This is a genomic window from Bradyrhizobium sp., from assembly GCF_036009065.1.
In the GTDB taxonomy this organism is placed as follows: domain Bacteria; phylum Pseudomonadota; class Alphaproteobacteria; order Rhizobiales; family Xanthobacteraceae; genus Bradyrhizobium.
This window is the reverse complement of record NZ_DASYMN010000236.1, coordinates 1-1902: the sequence shown is the minus strand read 5'-3', so window position 1 is coordinate 1902 and position 1902 is coordinate 1. Positions and strand designations below refer to the sequence as shown.

1 protein-coding gene and 2 pseudogenes are annotated in these 1902 nt (G+C 63.7%); 2 read left to right on the top strand and 1 reads right to left on the bottom strand.

Going from position 1 to position 1902, the window contains the following annotated elements; translation table 11 throughout:
• Nucleotides 1–359: pseudogene (locus VGP39_RS14210) on the bottom strand (hypothetical protein); the annotation flags it as partial.
• Nucleotide 360: 1 nt separating this feature from the next.
• Between VGP39_RS14210 and VGP39_RS14205 the strand changes: the two are divergent.
• Both VGP39_RS14205 and VGP39_RS14200 read left to right on the top strand, forming a co-directional pair.
• A protein-coding gene (locus VGP39_RS14205) for an IS5 family transposase (RefSeq protein ID WP_327568738.1) occupies nucleotides 361–1112 on the top strand; the annotation gives its coding sequence in 2 pieces (ribosomal slippage) (nucleotides 361–697 and nucleotides 697–1112; 753 coding nt in all).
• Between the two features lie 252 nt (nucleotides 1113–1364).
• A pseudogene (locus VGP39_RS14200) lies at nucleotides 1365–1902 on the top strand (hypothetical protein); the annotation flags it as partial.

Genomic DNA, 1902 nt, shown 5'->3' with positions numbered 1-1902 from the left:
GTTGCGGTTGGCAGGCGCGCTTTCACATGCGCGGCCAGGCAGTCGCTTGGCACTACGTCGAAGCCGGCGCCCGGCAGCAACATGACACCAGCCGCTCTCGATTCTGCGTCTCGGGTTGCGAGCGCTTCGAAGACATCGATCTCGCCGGTGATATCGACGTAGTGCACACCGACGCGCAAGCAGGCGTCCGCCATCGGTTGCGAGGTCGCCGAGAAGGGGCCGGCAGTATGAAGCACAGCCGTCGCGCCCTCGAGGCCGTTGCGCACCTGCGCTGCGGACTCCAAGCCGAATACGCGCCATTCTAGGGCCTGTTGGGAATCAGGGTTGTTGGCGCGGGTGAGCGTGTGATTCAAGCTCACGATGGAACGCGACGTACTGACGGACGCCCAATGGGCGCAGATGGAAGCGCACTGCCTGGGCAAGCCTGGTGATCCGGGTCGCAGTGGCGAGAACAACCGGCGCTTCGTGGAAGCGGTGTTGTGGGTGGTGCGCACGGGCAGTCCCTGGCGCGACATCCCGGAACGGTTCGGGAAGTGGGACTCGATCTACTCGCGCTTCCGCGACTGGGTGAGGGCCGATGTCTGGACGCGGCTGTTCGAGGCGGTCTCGGATGAGCCAGACATGGAGTATGCGATGGTGGACGCCACCATCGTGAAGGTGCATCGCCACGGCCAGGGCGCCAAAGGGGGACTTCAAGCCAAGCCATTGGTCGTTCCAAGGGCGGCATGACCACGAAGGTGCTGGCCTTGACCGATGCGCTGGGCAATCTCGTGCGCTTCGTGCTGTTGCCGGGTCAGCGCCACGACACGGTCGGGTTGCCGCCTCTGATCGACGGGGTGAGCTTCGAGGCTCTGATCGCCGACAAGGCCTTCGACAGCAACGCGATCGTCGCGGGCCTCGATCAGCGGGGGGCCAAGGTCGTGATCTCACAGCATCCGTGCCGCACCAAGCCGCGCGACATTGATACCGAGATGTACAAATGGCGGCACTTGATCGAGAATTACTTCTGCAAGCTGAAAGAGTTCAAGCGCATCGCGATGCGTGCCGATAAAACCGATCAACGCTTTGCAGCCATGATCCATCTCGCCGCGACCGTCATCGCCTCACAATGATTCCCAACAGGCCCTAATAGCGGCGGCTACGACATCAGCATGTCATGGTACATCATTCCCCTTAGTCTCGATGAACCTGGCGCATCGCGTCATGCGCCATGGGAGGCAGCGGCGAAGTCGCTTGATGGCGCGCTCGCATACAACCCCTTCGGGAGCGGCTGACTTGGCGAACGGTCGGCATGTGAACGCGTTGCCTGTGCTCACGTCTGAACCGTTGGGCTTGCCTGTCGAACGAAATGCCGGAGATTGCCGATGAGGATCAATCGCGTCGGCTTGAAGGGTTTCGTAGGCTTGGCGGTTATCGGCGCGGCCATGGTAGGGACTGTGTCATCGGCCCCGGAGCGAGTTTTTGTCTCGCCGTCAACGCTGCAGCGCGTCGGTTCGGTCGACGAGCGCTACCAATCCTACAACGTCGAGATGCTGGAGGTAACCGGCGGCAAGTTCTGGAAGCCCTACGGCCCGGAACTCGAAGCCGCGCTGCGGCAGCCCGCGCCGACGGCGCCTTCCGGGGACATACCGGTGGGAATGAACCCGGCGCTCTACGAGTACCGTCCTCCGCTCAACCTGGGCAATGCGCGGCTCCGGACGCTCGCCGCCGCGCTGGGACCCGCCTATGTCCGTGTGAGCGGCACCTGGGCCAACAATACCTTCGTCCCCGAGACAGATCGGGCGCCCGAGACCCCGCCGGCCGGGTTCGGCGGCGTACTGACCCACGGCCAGTGGAAGGGCGTCGTCGATTTCTCGAAGGCCGTCGATGCCGGCATCGTTACGTCGTTCGCCACCGGGATCG